The following is an 18,069-nucleotide window of genomic DNA, read 5'->3' on the forward strand; positions in this document are numbered from 1 at the left end:
TAATCACCCCCTCCTACTCGATCGCATCTCATCAATGAGATATCGAAGCGGCACATCTCGATTACGAGAAGAGGCAGGAAGGTGGTGAAAGGAAAACAATCGCTTAAGATTAAAAGCCAGCACTTGAAATCCGATCATCGCTTTGATCGCCACCGAATCGTGCACGAAGCAGTGGTCCAAGGCGTTGAACGTCTTAAGGTTGCGAAATCCAATATTCTCAATATCCCAACGAGCGGCGGCAATTTGTGCGATCGTCTGGGTATCCGCTTTTTCGGATGAGCATGTGGTTGCTATCCAGCGCTCCACCACATCAGTGACAAAGACTTCTTTGTTTGCTTCGATGACTGTCTTGTTGGTATGACGAATGATTTTTACGATTCGCATGGGCACGCGAACTTGCGGCCATTGTGCCAATCCCTCTTCGTCCCAAGCTTGAACGTAAACGGTATTCCCTTTTCCATCTCTTTCTTCCCAAGTGGAGTCCGGAAGCCGGTTCGCAAAGCAGGCATTTGCCTCTTTCATTATCCGTCGACGTTCTTCTTTCATGCGAACAACTACATGAGCGCCTGCATCCAGAGCGGCATGAATGACGGGTGCTTTGGCAAACAGCGCGTCTAACGTGTATACATCCGTTATTTTTCCATAGGTCTCGGCCATACGTCGGATCAATCGTTGGGCGACGGTGGTTTCTCCTTCATCCTTGTCCACCCCATCCTGAGGTTTTCGCATTTCCCAGTCATAAATCAGGTTCGCGCTACCGCCAACCTGTTGGGCGACTACGACCGCATGATAATAGTCGGTGGTTTTGTCGCGGTGTTCGCGCGTAAGGCATTCGGGACAACGATAGGCCTTGGTGTGGAATAACTCCACGCCATCGATGGCAGTCACTCGCCAACCATTGATGCTTTCCTTCTGCGGGCCGCGTTGCTCCTTATATCGCTGGATCACACAGTTATGCTGCTTTCGTTGCTCTCTTAGATCCCATTTCATCAAGGCTTGTCGCACCGTATCATGTGATGGCAATCGAATGTTTTTGGGAACCAATTGACGGAATACCCCGGTTTTTCGCCAACGGTCCATCCGCTCCATACTCTCCATACAGAAAAAGGCGCCAAAAAAAGCGACGGTAAAAATGGCTGGGGCTTTGATACGGGGTTGTTTGCGACCATCCTTTGCTTGACGGACCATCTGCGAAAAGCCATATACCTTTGAGGCGTACTGCGTAAAATGTTGAATTAGTCGGCCCGCTTTTTTTCCACCAGGTGTTCTACAAAAAATTTTCTGGACTTCTTCGAGTGGCTGTGCTACGCTTTGCACTGAGGATTCCCCCTTTGTTCAGTGTTTTGCTTTGCAACCACTCACTTCGACAAAGGTAACGGGAATCCTTTAAAATTTTCTGGAAATTAATCTAATTACATCCATTTTCCCGTGGGAATTGTCGCGTTTTCATGACAATTCTCCAACAGCGCCTCAGACAGGGGATTAGCAGACTTTTTTATTAAAGATGCGTGGGTTCTGCATGAATTATAATAACAAGACAGGGGGATAATATTGGTTAAGCCAAATTTCATTTATATTGCGGCAATTGTAGCAATAATCGGTGCTTTACCCTTTTATTTTTCTATTAAGAACAGTTCATCCGCCCCAACGGCAGAGTATATTTCGATTACGTATTCTGATTATAATACAGATAATACCAGTGACAAAATCACAACCCAGATATTAACGCTTGATTGTCCTTCAAAGGAAATTAAAAAAGTTTTTGAATTTGACTATACCTCACAATACCCTTTAGGGTATTGTGACAAAAAAGATCAGCTGGTTTATTTTACTAAAAGAATTGGGGATGATCAAAATTACGGCGATCAAATATTTGTTAGCAACTTATTAGACAAAAAGGAAACGCAATTGACCTATAACTTGTTTGCAGTTAACTATATTATCCTGAATCCGTGAGTCGACTTGGCAGTACCCCAATGATTTTCCACAAAAAGTAATTCGTATTACAAGAATTTAATCCAATTTCCTTAGATAGCCATTTGAACACGTCGCCTTATCAAAGAAGGTGGTGCCGTCAAGAAACGAGATCCATAAAAGCGTATAGCAAAGCTAACCTTTGACACATTTTACATCCAAAGGTCTATCCCATCGAATGAATTTGATTTTTTAGGAAATTCTTGCCGTTTACGAAAAAGCAAGATAGAGATCCTTAAACGTTGCGTACCAGGGACTATGCGCCCCGAGCCGGAGCTTCACTTGTCTGGCATGTCTCACCAATCGAGACGCAATGGTGATCACATTTTGAAGTACCGTGCGTATCCGGCGGCGCTGCGTATGGGCCTTTCTCTTTAGGGGAGAATCCGGATGGTGTAAGCTCATTTGACCAACGATGCGAAGCAGGTTATAGGCAAGCGCACCGAAATGAAAGACCAGATCATTGACCTTAAATTTTCCACTAGGCAGTCGTTCCAAATCAAGGTCCGTTTTTAACTCGCTATGGAATTGCTCGCTGGTTCCGTGATCTCTTTGCAAATGGATCAATTCTTCCGGCGAGACGGGTAACGACGTCCAGTACGTGGCCACTTCTAACTCTGGAAGCAGCAATTGCTGCCCATTGGACAAGATGGTTCGTTCCACGACATGGAAAACCACCCGTTCACGTTGTTCCATATTGCCGACCTTCCACATTACACTGCCCATATACTCCACTTTTCCTTCCCGAACAATTCGGGCCTGCCCATTTTTAAGGGCGATGTCCCTCCACATTTCGGGAGTTTCTTGGCGAAGGTTGCGTTTGATTATGTAGTCAACATTCTCTGCGCGGAGGACACGTATGTTATCGACGCTGTCAAAGCCGGAATCCATGCGTACCAGAAGCTTCTCAGCTCCGCACTGGCGTGCGTAATTGATGCTCTTTGTTAAGAACTGGGGCGTTCCTTTCTGGCTATGATCTTTGCCCGGACGCAGCTCAACGTTTATGCAGTAGCCTTCCTGACCGAGGTAGGCCAGTATGGGCGCAAAGCCATCATGACCTTTGTAGGTGCGCGTCACCCCCTCTTTTTTGGAACCGGAATTATCCAATGGCGTCACATCTACGTCTACCGTCAGATAGTCTGTAGCGCCGACCCGAACAGGTGTCAGGGGAGCTTTTGCTTTTTTGATGAGACGAGCAGATTCTTCCATAATGATGTCGTTCCATTTCAAATCCGTCTCAACAACCTTTTCAAATCGTTGTCGTAACGTGGGACTGGAGGGTACGATGTCGACGCCCATGGCGTATCGAAAAAAGTCATCTCCACGAGCCAGCTCAATCGCATCGAAGTCATTCTTTCCCTGACAGAGAAGGCCCAGGTAGCTCAGAGCAACAGTTCCGTGGCTTATATCTGGTGTCAAACAAGTGGGCACAGTGAACTTATCCAATCGCAATTTCAATGAAGTCTTTCTTAACAAGGCGCCCACGAGCGCCAATCCAGTTACCGGTGTAAGCTCCTCATTCGATTGCTCGATAATGAACTTCTTCATGGTCATGCATTCACCCCGTCGGTGAGTTTAAATCACTCCGATTAAACTCGTTTATCTCTATTATACGGGGAAATGCGCTGAATTTCGACTATTTACTTTTTATCCTGTCACTGATTCAGGAATAGTGCCTTCCGATTCTTTTCCGTATGCATCTATCATGGGAAATGTGATTACAAAAATCACTTTTTCGATGCCATAAACAGGAGCACTTTTCCTGTCAGACACATAGTTAAACCCTTTTTCGTCGAGTGATATTGCCTGCAATGTATTCGCAATATCATAAGCTATCCCTTTTCTAATCCACGATTTTGTAAAATTATCTGCAGCTCGCGCCTCTATTGACACAATTCCTGAAAAAGGATCGAATATAACGGCGGGCTTTTTTTCTGAATCAAACTTGCCATTTACTGCTTCTTTTACGTTGGATAGGACTTTGGTTTTTAAATCCTCCAACATGGCCTCATAATCAGGTTTTGCTGGTGGTTCTGGCTGCTCCGGCGTGATTATAGGTGCATTGCTTTGTGCAGGAGCTTTGCTTTGACTAGGGATATCTTTAGCCGATTCATCCCCTGCGACTTTTGTCTCGGTTCCAGCGCCATTCTCGCTTTCTGCAATTTTAGGTTCAAGCGATACCGTAGCTGGGGTTGTTGGTTTTTGGTCTTCTTTTTTTACGCTGTTCGTATGAATTGCTGTTTTGGGTTCATATGTAATTCCTATAATGACGAAAGAAGCAATGCCTATGACGATTGCCGCAGTGAGTATTTTGCCGGTATGTCTGAATTTACTCTTTCCCAATACCCTTAATATGAGCATTATGGCGCACCATAATACTGCGGCTATGGATACCAGCATAATTATGCCAAAAATCGTTGCTATCAATTCTTATCCCTCCCTTCCGTCTCTGTGTTTTACACCGATATTATCACAAAATTGGTTTTTTTCAATCAACCCGAGAGCGACCGGTAAAAGGTTCAAGGGGGAAATTGTCAACGTGCTTTTATGCTACTTGCACTGTGCTTGTATGATACAAGTCTGGTGCTTTTATCATATTCTCTCCTTCAAGAGTGAAAGGCGGAGCCCAAACTCCGCCTTAAAATCCGAATTCCTTCCGATACCATTCGTGGAGGTCGTCCGTCGTTTTTATTTTGGCCGCCAGGATTTCTCCTCCCCCGACCATCTTATAATGCTCCCGCCGGAACTCCTCAATCGTCAGCACATCAAACCGCCATTCGCCCGGCATGTATCCTGTGGACGTGAAAATGAATCCATTCTCGTCTTCCGCTGTGACCTTGCCGGGTATTTCGTGGCCTCTGATGGTATCGTCAAATCGGAGCGTCTCTCCGTGAACATGTACGTCGAGGGCCAGTCCGGCGCACGCGGTCTCGCCTGGGAGCGTATAAAAATAAACTGCACGTCTGTTTATGGTCTGGCACCTTCTTCCTCTTCAAAATAAACGTGGGGTATCGTGAAAGCACCTTGATTCGCGGTGGCCTAATTGTGCTCTGTTTGTGTCCTTTGGGCGTCTCATTCGCGGGAGCCTTTGGGTAGCCTTTTGGTGCCCTATTTGAAAGCCTGCTCGGTACTTAATTTATTATCCCACAGTTCTATCAATCAGTAAATTGGTTACTTGCCGCGCCGAAATCCACCACCTGGATGAAGCTGCTGCCCTTTGCCTGGTACCGGATGATAAGACCAGCATTGTGAAGCTCCTGCAGCATACCATCTACCTGGCCGGCGGTCACATCATCGTATCCCAGGATTGCCTTTTTAATCGTTCTGGGTTTGTCCTGTAGCCGCCCTTCTTTATCAACCCTGCAGTAAAGCCCTAAAAATAACAGCCGGGCCAGCGGCGGAAGGTAGCCGAGGCTCTCTCTGTCGAAAAACTGGGGCTTCATGCTTCGTATCTGCTCCATCTCCTTGGTAAAGGTCGGGGAAATTCTTGCTGTGTTCATGTTCTCATCCTCCTATCTTTGAAGCTGATTTGTGGTTGGGTCGTGTTTCTCTGTGATTTTGATGGTATCGGTCTCTCCAGCGAGCATTCTTGCCAGCTGGGCACCCACCCGGAGACCGTCGATATAGCCCTGGTCGTACATCGCAGTCTTGAAAATGTTGAGCTTGTCCTCTGCGGCGCTCTTTCCGATTTTCACGGTCAGCAGGTTCAGGATTTCCTCCTGCGCCAACTCCGTGTCCTCCTTGAAGTCCTCCGTGGATATGGCGTAGGTGTCGTTCTCTTCCTGCAGGAAGCAGGCTAACTGATAAATGGTCTTTTTCATCCTTCATGCCTCCTCGTTTGATTATTCACTCCGGAGCGGGCACCAGGGCGGCGATGTTCTCGCATATCGTCCTGGGACGCGCTGGGGGGTCTTGCCATGCTCACATGTGTGGTTCATCATCATGGTGGCCTTCACGCTGTCGTAGTGGCGCTCTGTGGCCCTGTGGTGCTCGCAGTCGCTGCAGTGGGGGATTGGCTTGTCCTCTGGCCGGCTTAATGCCGCAGGAAGCTCTTGAATTAATTCCTCGCCCCAGATTTCCTCCATCTCCTTGCTGTGCTTCATCATCACCGGGATTCCGGCGGCTCGTGCCGTCTGGACGATTGCCTCTATCCATTCCCGCTTCGGCTTCACCTTGCCTCTCCTGCTGCCGGTCTCGGCTCCGACGATAATCCAATCCATGAATGTGAGGTCTTCGATGTCTATCGCCTCCATGACCGGCTCTATGCTGATGAATTGGTTATGCTGCTTCCGGGGGAGGTATACTATCCGGTCGAGGTCGGCGCTCCTGGTGACGGTCGTCCCGTACCAGAAGTTTCTGGAGCGGGGGAGTTGGCCGGCGGAGCTCATCTGTTCATACCTTTCCGGATATCTCGTCAAGAAGAGGTAATTGTGCCATGGTGCTGCCTCGCATGCCTCAAATACCTCAATAATCCACTTTTCGGGTATCCATGGCGCCATCAGGTCGGACAGGCTGCAGGTGAGGATGTTTGCCGCTTTCTTTTTCTGCTTTGGTGAGGCCAGCCGGTACCTGTGAAGTGTCGGCACAAATCCGACCGGGCATGGTATCACTTTGCCGCTCTGATTTTTGAAGGGCTTCTCCAGGATGTAGAGGCCATTCTCGTCCCTCTGAAGTTGACCAGAACCTCGGTTTATTCTCACATCCCCGGAGAAGCGCTTTGCCTGTTTAGCGGCGTAGCAGTATTCGCACCCTGTCCGACACCCGGTGACCGGATTCCATGAGAAGTCGCAGTATTCTATCTCGCTCTTGTTCATCATCTTGGGGTTCCTCCTGTGGCCGCATGCCGCTGGCCCTGCTTTGCTATTGCGGCTCCCTCTTTGCGGAGCGTTTCCGCCTCCTCTGGTGTCCTGGCGGTGATTATAACTCCTATAACTCCTGCAGCCAGTTCTCTGCTTGCGTATGCCGGTGTTTCATCCTCATCTATCGTGATGAAATACCGGAGCTTGGGTTGCTTTGTTTTTGCTGGAAAATTAATTATTTCTGCCATGCTTATCTATCCTCCCTGTTTTTCACTGCCGCCTTGGAGCCGGTCGATTTGTTTCCTGGCTGTCGGCGCGAGTGTATTTGTCCATCTCAATAAAAACTTCGGTATGTCTGCTCGGCCTCTTCCTCGGTGTGAAAGTCCATTTGCTCCAGCATCAATGCTTCGAGGAGCCGGATAGTCTTTTCGTCAAGGGCGGCTTTCTTCGCCGCCCTGATCATGTAGCCGATTGCTGCTCCGTTTGTCATAGTGCGCCTCCTATCTCTTATAAACCGTGTAGACCATCTCGTCCTTACTCCCCAGGCTCTGGACACGCCGGTCGTATTCCTCTCTATCAAGCGGGATGATGTCCAGTCCGGCAGTTCTTATGCTGCCGTCCTCATTGTATGTCTTGGTTGCGTATATCACGCAGTCGGCGCCGGTTTCCTTTTGGACTTCGATTGCCTTCCGGTTGAATTCCTTCTTCGCCTCCTCGAACTCTGTCATGGTCAGGTGGCGGCACATCGGCCTATCGGGGAACCGAACCCAAACCATCCGGCCATGCGCAAGGTCTTCCTGGTGCCGTTCCTCAATGCTTTTCATGGTCACTCCTCCTCGTTCTTGATTTATCTGCTTGGTTATCAAAGAACAATTTATATAAAAGAGGCGCCATCTTTCCCCCTCTGGCGGCGGGTTCCCGCGACCATCCCGGCATATGCCGGTAGGTTTCGGCCTGGCCCCTCCAGGCTCTCATTCAGGCGGGGAGTTGTATATATTCTCCAGTGTCAAAGTCGAACTCAAAAACTCCTTCTAAGACTTCAATCGGGCCGCCATATGCATTACCGAGATTTCCTTCTACTATTTGAGCCTTGCAAGCTTCAATCGTGGCAAGTTTCAATCCGTCAGTTCTGATGCCTTCCTCTGCTGCTTCGGCTGCGGAGATTGTTCCGCCGTCATAAGATTCCAGGGAGTAAACCTTTGTTGCGTCGATTGACATTTCGTATGACCATCCTTTCCTGTGTTTTGCCTGCTCCTGGTTGGTTATCCACCCGCGCCGCGTGGAGGCGGCAGGCTTTGCGGGCACCGGCGGTCTTAACTCGCCGCCGTCATGTAGTCGTAAAGCTTGGCCTTTAGTGTGGTAATCTCAAGCTTGGCCGCCTTCATGGCTTCCTTCAGGCTGTCTATCTCGTAAGCGTACCTTTTGGCTCTTTCGCAGGTTTCTTCCAGCGCCTTTGTGGTGCCCCGGTGAGCGCTCCGTACACCTTCCAACTCCGCCTTGACTGCGGCAAGTTCCTTCTTGGCTCTATTCTCGTTCTCGTCGGCCTTGATGGCCCGGTCGATGTATTCCTGTGTGGTGATGCCCCAGTCGTTCTCGATGTTCTGTTCTGCGAGCTCGAATGCACCGGTAAAGGCTGCGGCCAGGTAGCTGTTTTCGCCGAGTTCGTCGACCATCTGCTTGATTTTCTCCAAAGTCTTGCGTTCCTGTTCCTTCGTGGCTATCATTGCTGTGCCTCCTTCTTGGCTATCCAGTTTTCCTTCGCTTGCCTGCAGGCTTCCAGGGTGGGTTTAACGCAGGAGAACAATTCTCCATCTGTGTGCCGGTAGTCGTATTGAACTGCCGTCTTCCTGGTGATGTTGCTCTTGAAGGTTTCATACTGCTCTTGGCCGTTGGCCAGGTTTCTTGGATTTAACATTATACTTCCTCCTGTTCATTGTATATGCTCTTGTTTATAATATAAACATTAATGTTTATGCAGTCAATTCATTTTTTAACGTTTCTCAATAAAAGAGAAATATTATCGTTGATTTACTAAATGGTTTCGTTTATAATGAGAATATTGGAAGGAGTGGTGATATGTCAGTATCCGAACAGCTTAAAATACTGTGTGTCAAACTCGGGATAAGCGTTTCCGAACTCGGACGAATATCAGGGAAAAGCCCGCAAGCTTTCAGCCAGAAAATGAAACGGGAGAGTTTTACAGTCGACGAATTGAAGCAAATTGCGGAGGCCGCTGGTTGCCGATATGAGGGGGCCTTTATTACGCCTTCCGGCGAAAAGGTCACATACTGAAGGGGGATTATCTTATGAAGGTGGAGAAAAGTTCTTACACGTGCACAGCTTGCGGTAAAAATTTCGGCATATCTATTTCGAATGCCGGTTATCCGGGCGGAAAAGACCGCGAAAGCATAAACTGCCCTTGGTGCGGTACGGAAAATGGCACAATTATAACCAGCGGGATTATTACCTCGTGTCGAGAGGAAAAAGGCGGTGATAGCCGGTGACCATATATGAAAAAATCGACCGCTGCCACAAGGCTATCAGCGAGGTTCGCCCCTTCGAGGGGCATATGCTGAAGCAGTTGAAAGACTATTACCGCATCGGGCTCACATGGTCGAGTAATGCCATCGAGGGGAATACCCTCACCATCAGCGAGACAAAGGTGGTGCTTGAGGACGGTCTAACCATCGGGGGCAGGCCGCTCCGGGATTTCTATGAGACGGTGGGCCACGGCCAAGCCTATGATTTCATGTTTACCCTGATTGGGGAGCGGCGCATAACTGTGGAGGACATTAAAACCATGCATCGCCTGTTCTACAAAAGCATTGACGAGGCAAACGCTGGCACATGGAGGAAGGAAAGCGTTATCGTCTCCGGTACCGAGTATGTCTTCCCCCGGCCACAGGAAATTGATGGACAAATGCGGAAGCTGGAGAAATGGGTAAAGGCCGAGCGGAAAAATTACCATCCCGTAACCTTTGCCGCGCTGCTGCACCTGAAGTTTGTGTCAATCCACCCGTTCATTGATGGCAACGGCAGAACAAGCCGTCTTATCATGAATTTGGCGCTGATACAAGACGGTTATCAGTTGGCAATTATTCCTCCTGTGCTCCGGCCAGAATATAACGACACCATCCGGCAGTATCAGAACAAGGGTAAGTCTGAGCCGTTCTGTGAATTCATTGCCGAGCGGGTGTATGAAACGCAGAAGGAAATCATGCGGCTGCTGCACATTCCGTTTCCCGAGCTGTCATAAAACGAGAGCGGGTATCCCAACACAGGAATCCCGCTCTTTCTTCATTAAAGCCGTCCTGGGCCCGCTTGGCTCGTGGCGGCTTTTGTTATTATATTCTGCACGAAGGCGCCTGCAATCTGGCGCCGGCGTTTAATACTCACTGGGGAATAGAATCGTCGTCGCTGACCTGTCCCATTCGGTTATAATCCAGATTTTCCCCTTGCTGGTCAGGTACGCAGCCATTACCCGGTCTCCGCTTTCAACCGCCTGGTCGTTTAGGGTCTTATCCTCTTGGCAGAGGTCGCCCCAATCGTGCCGCTGGTATCTGCCAAAGGCTGCAGCAATCTCCCGAGCAAATGCCAGGTCGCTCTCCATTTCTTCCGCAATGCCTCGGGTTGCCACAAGTCTGCCGTATTTCATCGTGCTCTCCCCTTTCCGTTATGGTTTGAGTCCATGGTACCGCGCCGGGTCGCCGATGGTTAAGGCGTACTGGGTGGGTAATTTCCTGGCTTTTGGGCCGCCGCTCCGAGAGCGCTGGCGTCAATCTTGACGTTCATCGAGCAAGGAGGTGGCTTGCCCATGATTACCGCCACCCGTTACACAGTGGAGTATGACGAAGCCCGGAGCGTTTATAGAATCCGAAATATGGAGGCGCCGGTTTGTCCGCAGTGTGGCCTGCTGCTCTCCGGGTATGATACAAAAAAGCGACATGTAATCGACAGCTCCGGGGCAGTCCGCTGGTTCCTGCTGCGTCGCCTCAGATGCCCTGGCTGCGGTAAGCTGCACATCGAACTTCCCGACTTCATGCAGCCAAAAAAGCATTATGAGGCCCAGTTGATTATGGACGTATTGGCCGGCCACTCTGATTCCTGCCCGGCGGACGACTCGACAATCCGACGATGGAAGAAAAAATAATACCCACCCGGTTTGCCTTTATCCCGCTGAAAAACACCGCTATTATTATATCTGCACAAAAGCAGAAAGGGGGGATACGGTCTATATGAAAAACAACATCATAACTATGGCCGCCGTGTCGCTTATTACCGCTGTTATTGCGCTTAGTGGTGTCTTGATAGGCACAAATCTGGCGGGGCGAGATTCCATGCCGGACACCGGCGCAAGAAACTCTACAGCGGCTACGGTGGAAACGACACCTGTCGAAATTCCAAAAACGATAGCCATTCCAGGCTACGCCCAGCTGGTGATGAAGGCGGGAGATATCGTGCAGAATGTAGAATTACATAATCCAGCGGGGAATCCCTGTTATTTCGTAATTTCTATAATTTTGCCTGACGGTACCGAAGTTTACCGCTCTGGCCTGATTGAGCCTGGACAAAAAACAGACGCCATTAGGCTATCGCAACCACTGAAGGCAGGTACCTACAAGGGGGCCGTACTGCGGTATTCCTGCTACTCTACCAAGGACAAGGCGCCGATGAATGGCGCTGATACAAAATTCACATTGGAGGTGGTTTGATGAAAAGAAAATTTATGGCATTAATTTTAACTATAGCCATGTTGGCGCTACCCGCGACGGTCTACGCTGAAGACGTGACTACAGGCAGTATGACGGTATCTTACGAATATACGGCCCCTAACGGCGGAGGAACGGGCGGCGGGGGAACGGGAGACACCACGACCTATACCATAAATATTCCAGCGACCGTAACCAATGAAAACCTGGAAGTTATACCAATAACGGTAACAAAAAATAATATTGCTGCCGGGAAGATACTTGTAGTTAGTGTTGATTGGGACAAGTCATACGATGCCAGCGGCTACTTTAACCTATATAAAAATAAAGGAGAATCAAACGAGGAATCCATCCGATGCCGCGTCATGGCTTACACAGACAGCGCATTAAGTGACATGGTGTACGTAGATTCCATGCAGGAGCTTCGGGGTAGGCCGGTTGCCAAATTTAACGCCGGTAGTACCAGCCCGTCTTACGGCGGCTTTTTGAGGCTCAACCCTTTGACTTTAGGACTAAATGTAAGCTCCGGCACATACACAGGTACGCTATACTTCAATATCCAGGTAACGGATGCCGCATAAGGTGGTCTCCCCCCCTTTTTTTTCTGTTATTGTGAGGATTTAATGCATAAAAAACACAGATGGGAATCCCCCCTACTGTGTTTTTTGCTTCCTACCAGGTAATCTATAAAGCGGCCACAGATAGCCTCCACATTTGCTCCATTTTGGCGTGTTTTCTTTTGCCCTTGTAATTACCCTACCAGCAACAATATCGGCTTGTACGCGCCGCACAGGGCGTCCAGGGAGGGGTGTTTTTCCTGCCCTGCTTTTGCCCTGTTTCTGCCCCAGCAAAAAGGAGCGGCTTTTTGCTTAAAGTCCTGGGTAAAAATAATAGAGCGGATGGGGTTCCGCCCTATGAGTTTGCCGTTCAAAACTTAGCTGAAGCTCTATCTGTACGGTTCTTTGAAAATGCGCCTGATGCGTGGCTTTGCCCTCTCGATGATAGGCTCCTCGAACGGGCGAGGGGCTATTCGTCCGTCTTTTGTACCATCATTAAGCCATGGCGCATACTTCACATCGGTGGTAATTGCCGACCTTACGGTCAGACCGCTTCCCGTTTTTTCAGACTCGGTTCTTGGCCTCCAGCTTTGGCGCAGGTTGCCGCTGCGCACCGCCGGCGGCTCTCCTGGTGCAGAAGCTCGGTACAGCTGCCCGCCCCGCAAGTTATGACCGTAGTCATTGAGCAATGCTTTTGTCTGTTTGGTCATTCTCTTGCCATATGTGCCAGGCTTTTTATAAACCCTGCCGCTTCGTTGTCCTCGCAGGACAGTGAGCGCTGCGTTGCGGAGCTCGTTGGATGCTCTGAAGGCCCTTGATTTTACTTCCCATGTTATTTTTTGTACCGCATCATCTACTGCGCTTTTTATAGCTTCTGTTGTGTCAATTTTCAAGCCCCGGCCCCTCCCTTCACCGGCATATTTGCGAAAATACGGGCCAGTCGTTCCGCGAGCTCGTCGCCGATGTCGTCGGCCATCTCCCGGATGCGTCCCTTTATGATGGTCACGACGTTCTCCTCATCGAGGTTATCCCCCTCAATGTGAAATGCGGGATGTACCTCGACTTTTTCCACCCTTGCCTGAATATACTGGGTCACGTTGCCGGTTCCTACGCTGACCGGCACGGCGCTCGCTGTGGGAATATCACCTGCAATCCCGCCGTTTCCGTACGGTCGCACACCCAGCAGTTCTCCCGTCCGCCACCAAAGGTCGAGACCTCTTGCGCGCTTGCTTGGGCTTAATGGAATGATGCCCTCGGCTCCGTCCTCGGCCACAATGCCCATATGCGGTTTCGTCATGATGCCGCCCCATGCATGTTTCGCAACATTGGAGCCGCCGCTTGAACCAGCTTCATATCCGGCTGAAAAACTGGATTTTACCTTGTCCCAGATATTGCTTGCCCAATCCCTGAAGCTGCCGAACCACCCGATAACACTGTCCTTTAATGCCTTTGCATATTCCGGTATTTTTTCGGTCACAAAGGTGCTCACGCTGCTCCACAGGTCAGTGAAAAACTCAGGAACTTTTTGTGTAAAGAACTCGTTTGCTTTGTTGAAAGCCCCCGTCGCCCATGTAGGTAAGGTCTCCGTGAAAAATCCATACACGGAATTCCACAGATTAGTGAAAAACGTCGGGACTGAAACGGTGAAGAAGTTTACCGCCGTGTTGTATGCCCCGTTCGCCCAGGCGGGGATTGTCTCGGTGAAAAAGTTCCCTACAGCTGTCCATAAGTCGTTCCATACCTGCGGGAGCGTTACGGTGAAAAACTTCCCAATCGAACCGGTCGCATAGCCTATGGCATAAGGTATCTGCTCTGTCACGAAGTTTGGTATTGTTTCTGTGAAAAATCTACTGATGGATTCTCCCGCCTTTGTCCCAAACTCGGAAATTGCAGTCTTTACTTTTCCTCCCATTGAAGCTATTGCGTCTTTCTGATCATACAGCCACTCGGTGAATGCTTCTCCGCCTATGGCACCTCCAATGCCGCCAACAATGCCACCGACAGCGGTTCCGATTGGCCCGCCTCCAAGGGTGCCAACCAATGCCCCGGCTCCAGCTCCAGCGCCTATGGCGCCTAACCAGCTTCCTACTTCCCCGGCAGTTTCTCTTCCTCTGTTTTCTGGCGCTGCAGAAGCAACAACCGCTCCGCTCGCTGCCAAACCAAGAAGCGTACCCAATACAGGTATTCCCTTGATGCCTTTTCCTGCAGCTTTGCTCCCTGCTTTTAAGACATCATCGCCGCTTTTACCGAACCATCCTGCAATTTTACTGAATATGCCCGTCTTGCCGGCCACATCCCCTGCTTTGTCCGCTACTTTAGCTGCGTTTGCGACGTCCTTTGCGACAACAAACCCTTCTCTCGCGTTTGCGTAGTCTATCGCTTTAAGATTTTTCAAGTTTACCATGTCGTCAAGGTGCGACGCCGCCTTTTTAACATCAACTCGGCCTTTTGCCACCGCTTTCTCGGCAGCCATAATCTTACCGGACAATCCTTTGGGTATATCGTCCCCGAATTTGGCCGCTTCTTTTTTCAGCTCCTTCAGCAATCTCGCACTCTTTTCAAGGTCTGCCTGTTTAGCAGTCTTTAATGCTTCTGCGGTCTTTACGGCTTTCTCTGCCTCTTTCGAAGCGTTTGCAGCCGCCCTAAATGATTCTGCCGCATCCTTAAGGTTTTTGGTTGTTTTCGCTATATCAGCAACATCATCAGCAGCTCCTGCAGCTGCACCGGCGACCTTGGCTGCATCTGCTGCAGCATCTGCGGCTTTCGAGCCTTTGCCGAATAACCATTTTCCGGTTTTCCACAGGCCCTTGCCACCGGCTATAGCGGCTTTTCCTCCTTTGCCGACTATACCAAGCAATGTTCCTGCGCCAAGCATCCAGGCCATGCCGCCCAGCGCCGCAGCGCCACTCCAATTGCCTTCCCTGGCTGCGTTTCCGGCTCCTTTCAAGGTTGCCCCCAGGGCTGTCATCCATGCCCGTCCCGCTATCTCGGCCATTTCAACAAAGACCTTCTCGACCTTTTTACCGCCCGCACCTTGCAACCATTTGCTCGCTTCGTCCAGCCCGTACTCAATACCGTAAATAAGTTTGTCTCCCAGGCCCATATTCTTTAGCTCGCCCTGGTTGAACTTATCCAGGAATTCCTTGACGTCCTTATAAATTTGCTCCAGCTTTTCGCCTACTACCTTACCTGCATATTCCAGCGAACCTGCAAAGCTATTAAACTTCTTGCCGGTCGGGTCAAGTTGAGCAGACAAATCTTGCATGATGCGCATCACCGGCCCGCTCATCCCCCGTCCAAAGGCCCACAGGAACATTCGGCCCGTCTCCTTCAATGCAGATTCCAGGGCCAGAAGGTCGTCCTGCATATCTTTGGCCGGGAATCTCTTCTCCATGGTTTTTAGAATGGCCTCCATAGCCTCGTTTGCCGGTATGGCGGCATCCCCGAGATTCTTTGCAGCCTTGCCCGTCAGGCCCAGTTCCTCTATAACCCATTGTAGCGGGAGGTTTAAGTTCTCTGTTACCTGCCGCAGCTCCTCCATCTGCAATGTACCGACAGCCGAAATCTGTTTAAATCCGTAAAAAGCCAATTCAATCTGCGACATGCTGGCTCCGGTGTAATATGCGGTTTGTTCAAAGTCTTTTAGCGCCCTTTTGACGAATTCGATATTTTTACCGGCTGCAAGTAATTGGCCGGCGGTCTGAACCACAAACGGCACTTCATAAAGCGGTGATTTGATGGCTTGGTTAACTAACTCCTGAAAGGCTTTGGTTCCCTCTTCCGCTGAACCGGTAAAGAAATCAATCGATTTTTTGGCTCTATCCATCTCACCGCTCAATTGGAGACCCTTAAATCCGACAGCAGTCAGGCTGCCCCCGAGTATGACGCCTTGAAGAGAGGTCGCAAAGTTCCATATGGACTTAAGCGGAGCTGTCGCCATATCAACCACTTTCATGGTGAAGCTGTAAGTCCTCCCTGCGATGCTGCGTGCCTTCGTGGAGACATGCCCTATAATGCTAGATGCTCTGTCTAAGGCTTCAAGAATAACCTGATATCTGCTTCTATTCATTTTCTCCAGGCGTTCCTGCGTCTTTTGGTTCGCCCTGTCAAAGGCGCTTACCTTGCGCGTGGCCTGGGAGATGCCAGGGTCTGTGTTGTCCCTGACGTTTATGGGGATTTCAACTCTAAATGTCTCTCCCATAGTGTTCTCCTCCTTTCTGAATCATTTTTGATACTTAGTTTTAAGAACCAGGAAGGGCGGTGCTCTGACGTTGTAAAAATTCCCATTAACCATACCTCCCCAGTCTCTCTTTCGCTTTTTTTACCGCTTCCTCGTCGTCCTCTAACTCTTCCGGGATGTCCGAATATGTCCCCTTCCCCGGTTTTACGTTAGAGCTTTGTCTCTTTGGTTGTCTTGGGTTTGGGTCTGTGCCCTCGTCCAGTCTTTCCGGCAATCCCGCCGCCTCTCTTACATAGTCCTCCAGATGGTCATCCGGCACCAAGACACCCACGCCGGTCATGTCCTTGATATAAGCCGCCAGCGCCTGAATGTCCGCGCTCTCAATATCACCGTGCTCCAAGGTGGGATAATCGGTTATGCCGCTGAAATGCTCACCGTTAAGGTCTATCAATGTCGGTATTGCCTGGTTGTTGAAAACCTCGCAGATAATATCGAGGTAAGCGCCTACAGCCATTGAGAATAATTCGGTCTTGTCGCTGCTCAAGGCAAAGCTGCCCACTTGCTGGTGCCCAAGCAGTACGAAGTCTGCAAGGACAGTCATGGCTATTCGGGTATCGTATCGCTCGATGATGGCGTTGGTATCGAACTGGCGCCGGCCACCGGTGCTCAATAGCTGTAGCTCCCAGCCTGCCGGGAGGCTCAAGCCTTCCATGCTGTCGCGGCGGATGTTCTGGACGATTTTCTCTGTCAGCAGGCGAATGGCGGTCATGTCCGGGTCGTCCTCGTCCCAGATGTTCATTCCTTCCGGTGCCTTCAAAACAGGAAAGCCAGCCAGGTCGCGCTCGATGCCTATTCCCTCTATCTCTTGAATGCGGCGCTTGAAATACCAGCTCCGGTATGCGTTGCGGAGGATGCTTCTCCCTTCAGGGTTGCCCTTGCGGCTCTTCGTCCTGAAAAGCAGCAGCTTTTCAATTGGTATTTGGATTATCTCAAAAGTGGGCGGCGGCATCTGTGCCATTCCCAGAAGGTTGTCATTATCATCATATAACCACTCCCAGAGAGTATCCTGCGCCCTGATGGGTAACTTTTGCCACCCTATCAATCCATCAGTGTACTTACTCTTTAGTCGCGGGTCGCTGTTCCTGCCTAAGCGCCGCTTGTAGACCAATTCGTGAGCACTCCAACCAAAAGTTAAAAACGACAGGATTTCAGAGATGGTATCCGTCCATGTGTCGCTCATGTCGTCCATGCAGCTATAAATAAAGTCCGCTGCTTCTTGGTCTTTGGCTGTGGGGCCTCCCGGCTGCACGCTCCAGCTTGCCTGTCTGATAAGCATTTCTATGGCGTAAAGGATGGCGCCGATAACATCGTCGTTCTCGCTCATCTCCTTGTACACCTCGATGCCTTTTCTGCCCTGTAAATCCTTGAGAAACTCTTCGTAGAAAAATCCCCCGTAGCGGCGCTGTCCTATACGACCTAATTCTTTTAAGCTATTGCTTTGCAAATTCTCCCCTCCTTTCCCGCCAATTTTTCCAGTTTATCTGCTTTTCAGCAGAAAATCGAGAACGTCACACATTTGCTTTAGCGCCTGGGTCATGTACTCTTCATTCCTGGGGTTCCCCGATTGAATGCTGTCGACCAGCTGCCTGGCTAATTCCTGCTTGTCCAGGATTTTTTCAAAAGACGATTTCTCGTTTGCTTCCCGCGCCGCTGCGGCCCGTTCATCTGCTTGGCGTTGCAGCTCCTGGCGGCGCTGGTATAACTCCCTGTCTTCAGCCTTTTGCCGCTCGATAACATCAGTCAGTGACTTCCCATTATAAAGGCTGGACATTCGCTTCTCACCTCCCTTC

At 49.9% G+C, this 18,069-nt stretch carries 23 protein-coding genes; 5 read left to right on the plus strand and 18 right to left on the minus strand.

The window, feature by feature from the left end:
- Positions 1 to 3: 3 nt before the first annotated feature.
- On the minus strand, positions 4 to 1,317 hold the full coding sequence (locus HM1_RS16040) for a transposase (protein WP_012281205.1): 1,314 nt from the start codon (positions 1,315 to 1,317) through the stop codon (positions 4 to 6).
- 234 nt (positions 1,318 to 1,551) lie between these two features.
- Between HM1_RS16040 and HM1_RS00115 the strand changes: the two genes are divergently transcribed.
- The gene (locus HM1_RS00115) at positions 1,552 to 1,956 is read left to right on the plus strand and encodes a hypothetical protein (RefSeq protein ID WP_012281206.1); all 405 of its coding nucleotides are present in this window, start codon (positions 1,552 to 1,554) and stop codon (positions 1,954 to 1,956) included.
- 228 nt (positions 1,957 to 2,184) lie between these two features.
- On the opposite strand, the gene HM1_RS00120 is transcribed toward HM1_RS00115, so the two are convergent.
- The 12 genes from HM1_RS00120 to HM1_RS00165 form a co-directional block, all read right to left on the minus strand.
- Positions 2,185 to 3,528 carry an IS1380-like element ISHmo1 family transposase gene (locus HM1_RS00120; protein ID WP_012281207.1) on the minus strand — a complete coding sequence of 448 codons (1,344 nt, stop codon included), beginning with the start codon at positions 3,526 to 3,528 and terminating at the stop codon, positions 2,185 to 2,187.
- 93 nt (positions 3,529 to 3,621) lie between these two features.
- Positions 3,622 to 4,401 (minus strand): hypothetical protein, encoded by a 780-nt coding sequence (locus HM1_RS00125; protein WP_041312978.1) that lies wholly within the window; start codon positions 4,399 to 4,401, stop codon positions 3,622 to 3,624.
- A gap of 211 nt (positions 4,402 to 4,612) precedes the next feature.
- Positions 4,613 to 4,762 carry a hypothetical protein gene (locus HM1_RS15625; RefSeq protein WP_012281209.1) on the minus strand — a complete coding sequence of 50 codons (150 nt, stop codon included), beginning with the start codon at positions 4,760 to 4,762 and terminating at the stop codon, positions 4,613 to 4,615.
- 367 nt (positions 4,763 to 5,129) lie between these two features.
- On the minus strand, positions 5,130 to 5,474 hold the full coding sequence (locus HM1_RS00130) for a hypothetical protein (protein WP_012281210.1): 345 nt from the start codon (positions 5,472 to 5,474) through the stop codon (positions 5,130 to 5,132).
- Positions 5,475 to 5,486: 12 nt separating this feature from the next.
- Entirely contained in the window at positions 5,487 to 5,795 is a 309-nt protein-coding gene (locus HM1_RS00135) for a hypothetical protein (RefSeq protein ID WP_012281211.1), read from the minus strand.
- Between the two features lie 21 nt (positions 5,796 to 5,816).
- Positions 5,817 to 6,791, minus strand: a complete 975-nt coding sequence (locus HM1_RS00140; protein ID WP_012281212.1) for a DUF5131 family protein — start codon at positions 6,789 to 6,791, stop codon at positions 5,817 to 5,819.
- Positions 6,788 to 7,021 (minus strand): hypothetical protein, encoded by a 234-nt coding sequence (locus HM1_RS00145; protein WP_041312981.1) that lies wholly within the window; start codon positions 7,019 to 7,021, stop codon positions 6,788 to 6,790. Before HM1_RS00145 ends, HM1_RS00140 begins: the two co-directional genes overlap by 4 nt.
- 86 nt (positions 7,022 to 7,107) lie before the next feature.
- Positions 7,108 to 7,263, minus strand: coding sequence for a hypothetical protein (locus HM1_RS15630; RefSeq protein WP_012281213.1), 156 nt, complete (start codon positions 7,261 to 7,263; stop codon positions 7,108 to 7,110).
- A 10-nt stretch (positions 7,264 to 7,273) separates the two neighbouring features.
- Positions 7,274 to 7,597 carry a hypothetical protein gene (locus tag HM1_RS00150; RefSeq protein WP_012281214.1) on the minus strand — a complete coding sequence of 108 codons (324 nt, stop codon included), beginning with the start codon at positions 7,595 to 7,597 and terminating at the stop codon, positions 7,274 to 7,276.
- Positions 7,598 to 7,748: 151 nt separating this feature from the next.
- Positions 7,749 to 7,991: a hypothetical protein gene (locus tag HM1_RS00155; protein ID WP_041312984.1), complete on the minus strand. Its 243-nt coding sequence runs from the start codon at positions 7,989 to 7,991 to the stop codon at positions 7,749 to 7,751.
- A gap of 95 nt (positions 7,992 to 8,086) precedes the next feature.
- On the minus strand, positions 8,087 to 8,497 hold the full coding sequence (locus tag HM1_RS00160) for a hypothetical protein (protein ID WP_012281215.1): 411 nt from the start codon (positions 8,495 to 8,497) through the stop codon (positions 8,087 to 8,089).
- On the minus strand, positions 8,494 to 8,688 hold the full coding sequence (locus tag HM1_RS00165; RefSeq protein WP_012281216.1) for a DUF3873 family protein: 195 nt from the start codon (positions 8,686 to 8,688) through the stop codon (positions 8,494 to 8,496). The genes HM1_RS00160 and HM1_RS00165 overlap by 4 nt, the downstream gene beginning before the upstream one ends.
- 585 nt (positions 8,689 to 9,273) lie before the next feature.
- Here HM1_RS00165 and HM1_RS00175 point away from each other — a divergent pair.
- Complete coding sequence (locus HM1_RS00175) at positions 9,274 to 10,029, plus strand: Fic family protein (RefSeq protein WP_012281218.1); 756 nt, start codon at positions 9,274 to 9,276, stop codon at positions 10,027 to 10,029.
- Positions 10,030 to 10,158: 129 nt separating this feature from the next.
- On the opposite strand, the gene HM1_RS00180 is transcribed toward HM1_RS00175, so the two are convergent.
- Entirely contained in the window at positions 10,159 to 10,428 is a 270-nt protein-coding gene (locus HM1_RS00180; RefSeq protein WP_012281219.1) for a hypothetical protein, read from the minus strand.
- A gap of 159 nt (positions 10,429 to 10,587) precedes the next feature.
- Here HM1_RS00180 and HM1_RS14195 point away from each other — a divergent pair, with 159 nt between their 5' ends.
- From HM1_RS14195 to HM1_RS00195, 3 genes are all read left to right on the plus strand, one after another.
- Positions 10,588 to 10,923, plus strand: coding sequence for a DUF6431 domain-containing protein (locus HM1_RS14195; RefSeq protein WP_012281220.1), 336 nt, complete (start codon positions 10,588 to 10,590; stop codon positions 10,921 to 10,923).
- Between the two features lie 85 nt (positions 10,924 to 11,008).
- Positions 11,009 to 11,485, plus strand: coding sequence for a hypothetical protein (locus HM1_RS00190; RefSeq protein ID WP_012281221.1), 477 nt, complete (start codon positions 11,009 to 11,011; stop codon positions 11,483 to 11,485).
- On the plus strand, positions 11,485 to 12,063 hold the full coding sequence (locus tag HM1_RS00195; RefSeq protein ID WP_041312987.1) for a hypothetical protein: 579 nt from the start codon (positions 11,485 to 11,487) through the stop codon (positions 12,061 to 12,063). Before HM1_RS00190 ends, HM1_RS00195 begins: the two co-directional genes overlap by 1 nt.
- Positions 12,064 to 12,428: 365 nt before the next feature.
- Here HM1_RS00195 and HM1_RS00200 read toward each other — a convergent pair whose 3' ends face one another.
- The 4 genes from HM1_RS00200 to HM1_RS00215 all read right to left on the minus strand — a co-directional run bounded on the left by HM1_RS00200 (position 12,429) and on the right by HM1_RS00215 (position 18,050).
- On the minus strand, positions 12,429 to 12,932 hold the full coding sequence (locus HM1_RS00200; RefSeq protein ID WP_018035429.1) for an HK97 gp10 family phage protein: 504 nt from the start codon (positions 12,930 to 12,932) through the stop codon (positions 12,429 to 12,431).
- Complete coding sequence (locus HM1_RS00205) at positions 12,929 to 16,240, minus strand: tape measure protein (RefSeq protein WP_012281222.1); 3,312 nt, start codon at positions 16,238 to 16,240, stop codon at positions 12,929 to 12,931. Before HM1_RS00205 ends, HM1_RS00200 begins: the two co-directional genes overlap by 4 nt.
- Positions 16,241 to 16,325: 85 nt before the next feature.
- Complete coding sequence (locus HM1_RS00210) at positions 16,326 to 17,723, minus strand: phage portal protein family protein (protein ID WP_012281223.1); 1,398 nt, start codon at positions 17,721 to 17,723, stop codon at positions 16,326 to 16,328.
- 33 nt (positions 17,724 to 17,756) lie between these two features.
- On the minus strand, positions 17,757 to 18,050 hold the full coding sequence (locus HM1_RS00215; protein WP_012281224.1) for a hypothetical protein: 294 nt from the start codon (positions 18,048 to 18,050) through the stop codon (positions 17,757 to 17,759).
- Between the last annotated feature and the right edge of the window lie 19 nt (positions 18,051 to 18,069).

The organism is Heliomicrobium modesticaldum Ice1, assembly GCF_000019165.1.
GTDB lineage: Bacteria > Bacillota > Desulfitobacteriia > Heliobacteriales > Heliobacteriaceae > Heliomicrobium > Heliomicrobium modesticaldum.

Bases quoted from the DNA above. Each gene is read 5' to 3' on its own strand.
- HM1_RS00150 (WP_012281214.1), bottom strand. From the start codon at position 7,597: ATGAAAAGCATTGAGGAACGGCACCAGGAAGACCTTGCGCATGGCCGG.
- HM1_RS15630 (WP_012281213.1), bottom strand. From the start codon at position 7,263: ATGACAAACGGAGCAGCAATCGGCTACATGATCAGGGCGGCGAAGAAA.
- HM1_RS00135 (WP_012281211.1), bottom strand. From the start codon at position 5,795: ATGAAAAAGACCATTTATCAGTTAGCCTGCTTCCTGCAGGAAGAGAAC.
- HM1_RS00215 (WP_012281224.1), bottom strand. From the start codon at position 18,050: ATGTCCAGCCTTTATAATGGGAAGTCACTGACTGATGTTATCGAGCGG.
- HM1_RS00180 (WP_012281219.1), bottom strand. From the start codon at position 10,428: ATGAAATACGGCAGACTTGTGGCAACCCGAGGCATTGCGGAAGAAATG.
- HM1_RS00140 (WP_012281212.1), bottom strand. From the start codon at position 6,791: ATGATGAACAAGAGCGAGATAGAATACTGCGACTTCTCATGGAATCCG.
- HM1_RS00165 (WP_012281216.1), bottom strand. From the start codon at position 8,688: ATGTTAAATCCAAGAAACCTGGCCAACGGCCAAGAGCAGTATGAAACC.
- HM1_RS00205 (WP_012281222.1), bottom strand. From the start codon at position 16,240: ATGGGAGAGACATTTAGAGTTGAAATCCCCATAAACGTCAGGGACAAC.
- HM1_RS00130 (WP_012281210.1), bottom strand. From the start codon at position 5,474: ATGAACACAGCAAGAATTTCCCCGACCTTTACCAAGGAGATGGAGCAG.
- HM1_RS14195 (WP_012281220.1), top strand. From the start codon at position 10,588: ATGATTACCGCCACCCGTTACACAGTGGAGTATGACGAAGCCCGGAGC.
- HM1_RS00155 (WP_041312984.1), bottom strand. From the start codon at position 7,991: ATGTCAATCGACGCAACAAAGGTTTACTCCCTGGAATCTTATGACGGC.
- HM1_RS00195 (WP_041312987.1), top strand. From the start codon at position 11,485: ATGAAAAGAAAATTTATGGCATTAATTTTAACTATAGCCATGTTGGCG.
- HM1_RS00190 (WP_012281221.1), top strand. From the start codon at position 11,009: ATGAAAAACAACATCATAACTATGGCCGCCGTGTCGCTTATTACCGCT.
- HM1_RS00145 (WP_041312981.1), bottom strand. From the start codon at position 7,021: ATGGCAGAAATAATTAATTTTCCAGCAAAAACAAAGCAACCCAAGCTC.
- HM1_RS15625 (WP_012281209.1), bottom strand. From the start codon at position 4,762: ATGCCGGGCGAATGGCGGTTTGATGTGCTGACGATTGAGGAGTTCCGG.
- HM1_RS00160 (WP_012281215.1), bottom strand. From the start codon at position 8,497: ATGATAGCCACGAAGGAACAGGAACGCAAGACTTTGGAGAAAATCAAG.
- HM1_RS00120 (WP_012281207.1), bottom strand. From the start codon at position 3,528: ATGACCATGAAGAAGTTCATTATCGAGCAATCGAATGAGGAGCTTACA.